This is a genomic window from Pseudomonas sp. AMR01, from assembly GCF_041946035.1.
Classification (GTDB): domain Bacteria; phylum Pseudomonadota; class Gammaproteobacteria; order Pseudomonadales; family Pseudomonadaceae; genus Aquipseudomonas; species Aquipseudomonas antarctica_B.
Genome location: NZ_JAUTYR010000052.1, coordinates 1 through 4,282 on the forward strand (window position 1 = coordinate 1; position 4,282 = coordinate 4,282).

The 4,282-nt window shown below is 60.0% G+C and carries 2 protein-coding genes and 1 pseudogene; 1 reads left to right on the top strand and 2 read right to left on the bottom strand.

The window, feature by feature from the left end; all coding sequences use genetic code 11:
• Positions 1–111 precede the first annotated feature (111 nt).
• Positions 112–228, top strand: a pseudogene (locus tag Q7C20_RS25115) (LuxR family transcriptional regulator); the annotation flags it as partial.
• Positions 229–370: 142 nt separating this feature from the next.
• Here Q7C20_RS25115 and Q7C20_RS25120 read toward each other — a convergent pair.
• Together Q7C20_RS25120 and macA are read right to left on the bottom strand one after the other, a co-directional pair.
• On the bottom strand, positions 371–2,329 hold the full coding sequence (locus Q7C20_RS25120; protein ID WP_375070960.1) for a MacB family efflux pump subunit: 1,959 nt from the start codon (positions 2,327–2,329) through the stop codon (positions 371–373).
• Between the two features lie 3 nt (positions 2,330–2,332).
• Positions 2,333–3,484 (bottom strand): macrolide transporter subunit MacA, encoded by a 1,152-nt coding sequence (gene macA, locus Q7C20_RS25125; protein WP_375070961.1) that lies wholly within the window; start codon positions 3,482–3,484, stop codon positions 2,333–2,335.
• Between the last annotated feature and the right edge of the window lie 798 nt (positions 3,485–4,282).

Consider the following 4,282-nt stretch of genomic DNA (forward strand, 5'->3'; position numbering starts at 1 on the left):
CACCGTATTCGCGAGCAAGCCCGCTCCCACATTTGATCTGCATTTTGTCAGTGAGATTTGCTCTGTTCAGTCTCTGGTCAGCGCTTCAATTGGGTCCAGTCGCGCCGGACGCTGAAGGTCAACACCATTGAAAGCTATTTGAAGCGCGCGGCGATCAAGCTGGGGATCAGCGGGCGGCATTCGTTGTTGCGGTGGATGTATTCGACTGAGGAAGGCGCCAGTTTTTAAGCCAACACCGATCTAAAATGTGGGAGCGGGCTTGCTCGCGAACGCGGAGTGTCAGCCAGAAAATCTGGTCCTGACACACCGTATTCGCGAGCAAGCCCGCTCCCACATTTGATCTGCATTTTGTCAGTGAGATTTGCTCTGTTCAGTCTCTGGCCAGCGCTTCAATCGGGTCCAGCCGGGCCGCGTTCCGGGCGGGCACAAAACCGAACACAATCCCGATCAGCGTCGAGCACGCAAACGCCGTGACAATCGAGCCGACTGAAAACACCATCTCCCATTCCTTCACAAACAACGAAAACAGGTAGCCGATGGCATAGGACAGCGAGATCCCGATGATCCCGCCGATCAAGCACACCATCACCGCCTCCACCAGGAACTGCTGACGAATATCCGACTGCCGCGCGCCCACCGCCATGCGAATACCAATCTCGCGGGTGCGTTCGGTGACCGACACCAACATGATATTCATCACCCCGATGCCGCCCACCAACAACGAAATCACTGCGATCAGCGACAACAGCAGCGCCAGCGAGCGGCTGGTTTTCTGCACGGTTTGCATAATGCTGTCGAGGTTATTGGTGAAGAAATCCTTGGTGCCGTGGCGTTGCAGCATCAGCTTGTTGACGTTGTCTTCCACCACCTTGCTCGGCTGGCCGTCCTTGATGCGCACGGTGATGCTGTCCAAGTGGCGCTGGCCCAAAAGTCGCCCCGCCGCGGTTTCATACGGCACCCACACGTTGAGTGCCTTGCTCGCCGCGAACATGTTTTTATTGTCAGCCGTGACGCCGATCACCGTGCACGGCAGGTTGCCGATCAGGATCACTTGCCCTAATGGGTCGATATTTGGCCCGAACAGTCGATGCCGGGTGTTGTGGTCGATCACCACCACCTGCGCCTGGCGCCGCGCGTCGCTTTCGCTGAAGGCAATACCGGCTTCGAGTTTCAAGCCCTTCACCTTGAAGTAGCGATCACTCACACCGTTCACCTGGGCATCCAGGTCGATGTTGCCAAAGCGCAGCAACAGATTTCGCCCCACCACTGGCGTGGCACTGTCGACGTAATACAGCTGGTTCAACGCCTCCACATCCGAAGGCATCAAGGTCTCGATGGCCGAGGCGCGGCTGTCGCCAAAACTGGTGCCGGAAAAGATGTCGATGGTGTTGCTGCCAATCGCCTGAATGTCCTTCAGTACATACCGCTTGGCGCCTTCGCCGATGGCCGAGATCGACACCACAGAGGTGATGCCAATCACAATGCCGAGCATGGTCAGCAAGGTGCGCATGCGGTGCGACACCAGCGCCACCCAGGCCATGTTGAACGCTTCCTTGAACAGCCCGAGGCTCGCCACCAAGCGCCGTGCGCCGCTGCGTTTGGGCTGGATGGGCGCATCGCTCGGCAATTCCAGGCCGACACTGGCGTTGGCCTTGTCGCTGACAATCTCGCCGTCGCTGACCTCGACAATGCGCTGGGCATTCGCTGCCACCTTGGGGTCGTGAGTGACAATAATGACCGTGTGCCCGGCCGCGTGCAGCTCGGCGAGGATGCGCATCACCTCCTTGCCGCTGTGAGTGTCGAGGGCGCCAGTGGGCTCGTCGGCGAGGATCACTTCGCCGCCGTTCATCAACGCCCGCGCGATACTCACCCGCTGCTGCTGCCCGCCAGACAACTGGCTCGGCCGGTGCGTCGTGTGCCCCGCCAACCCCAGCCGCTCAAGCAATTCCCGCGCGCGGCTGTGGCGCTGAGTCTCCGGAGTGCCGGCATAGATCGCCGGCATTTCCACGTTGTGCAAGGCACTCAGGTGCGCCAGCAAATGGTAGCGCTGGAAGATAAACCCGAAGTAATCGCGGCGCAGCTCCGCCAGCTGTTCATCGCCCAACGAGCGGGTTTCGATGCCATTGATTTTGTAGCTGCCGGCGGTGGCGTAATCCAGGCCGCCGAGGATGTTCATCAGCGTGGACTTGCCCGAGCCTGAAGCGCCGATGATCGCCACCATTTCCCCGGCATGAATCGTCAAGTCGATGCCTTTGAGCGCAATGAATTCGCGCTCGCCGGCCATGAAACTGCGGGTGATGCCCTTGAGTTCCAACAGTGGCTGGGTCATCCGTCAGCTCCCTGTCACGGCTGGGGTTGCATCGCCGATCACCACTTTATCGCCCTCGGCCAGGCCTTCGAGGACCTGCACCTTGACGTTGTTGTTGATGCCGGTTTTCACATCCCGCGACACTGCTTTGCCCTTGGCATCCAGCACGCGCAACGGGTAGCTGCCATCGTTGTTACGCGCGCCCAGTGCCGCCACCGGGATCATCAACGCCGCCTGAGCCGTGTCGAGCACGATGCGCACCTGGGCGGTCATGGCGATACGCAGGCGATGGTCGGGGTTGGGCACGTCGAACAGCGCGTTATAAAACACTGCGGTGTTCTGTTTCGGGGTGCCTGCGGTCTGGGTTTCAAGGAAGTTCTGCGGCGCCGGCTCCGTGCCGCGCAGCTTGGCGTAATAGCGTTTGTCGGCCTCGCCGAGGATGGTGAAATACACCTGCTGGCCGGGGCTGATGTGGATCACATCCGCTTCCGAGACCTGGGCCTTTACGGTCATGGTGTCCAGGTCGGCCAGCTTGAGCAGTACCGGCGCCAACTGGCTGGCGATTACGGTCTGGCCTTCCTGGGTGACGATGCCCACCACGTCGCCGTCGATGGGCGCGTTGATGCGGGTGTAGTCCAGGTTGACCTTGGCGGTGTCGATCTGGATGTGCGCACTTTTGATTTGCGCGTCCAGGGACAACAGGTTGGCTTGCTGCACCTGATAGGTGGATTCGGCGTCTTCAAAATCCTGACGCGAGACCGACTCGTCGACTTGCAGGCCTTTGTAGCGCTCATACACCGACTTGGCTTGCCTAAGCTGCGCCGCCGTGGCGCGGCGTTGGGCCTGGAGGTTTTCTTCGTCGACCTGGGCTTTGCGCAGGGTGTTTTGCAGGATCAGCGGGTCGATTTCGGCGAGCCACTGGCCTTTCTTCACCTTGTCGCCGACTTTGACCTTGAGGGATTTGAGTTGGCCGGAGACTTGGGCGCCGACGTCGACTTGTTTGATGCCTTCGAGCAGGCCGGTGGCCAGGACGGCGTTTTCGATATCACCGCGTTCGGCGGTGGCGGTGAGGTATTGGGGGGCGTCGGCGGGGGCCTGGACGGCGTAGACCACCAGGCCGATGGCGACTGCCAGGATGGCGAGCATTCCGAGTTTGCGAAACTTTGACTTTTCCATAAATGACCATGAAGTGGTGACTTGGGTTTTGATCGTGTACATATCCGTTGCTGCGGTGATGGCTGATATCGGTTCCGCTCTTACAGCGGGTCACTTTTGGAAGAGCCCAAAAGTAACCAAAAGGCTCTCGCCCCACCACTCGGTGCCTCGCTTAGGCTCGGCATGCCCTCACTCCGGCTTGAAACCGTGGGCCGCCGTGATGGGCCATCCTTGGCCCAGCACGGCTAACCCGGCGTCCTGCCGGGTTGCCCACGGATTCAAGCCTGCGTTCGGCCATCGTGGTTAACGGGCGTCTCAGATCAAGATCAGGATCAAGATCACCAGCAACGCCAAGGCGGCCTGACAGCCGACCTGATAGCTGAAACCAAACCCGGTCAACTGTGGGAGCTGGCTTGCCTGCGATGGCATCAATCGGGTGTGCCTGATGTACCGAAGTGTCTGCATCGCAGGCAAGCCAGCTCCCACAGAAAAGCGAGACAGGCACCTGAGCTGCTTGTGATCTTGATCTGGCTTGTGATCTGGCCTTTGATCTCAATCGCCCCGTAAAACCACGCTGGCCGAACGCAGGCTTGAATCCGTGGGTAACCCGGCAGGACGCCGGGTTAGCCGCGCTGGGCCAGGGATGGCCCATCGCGGCGGCCCACGGATTCAAGCCGGAGTGAGGGCACACCGAGCCTAGGCGAGGTGCCGAGTGGTGGGGCGAGGACCTTTTGGTTACTTTTGGGTCCTTCCAAAAGTGACCCGCTGTAAGAGCGGAACCATAGGTGGCCGTTACCCAAAAAACGGATACACACACCA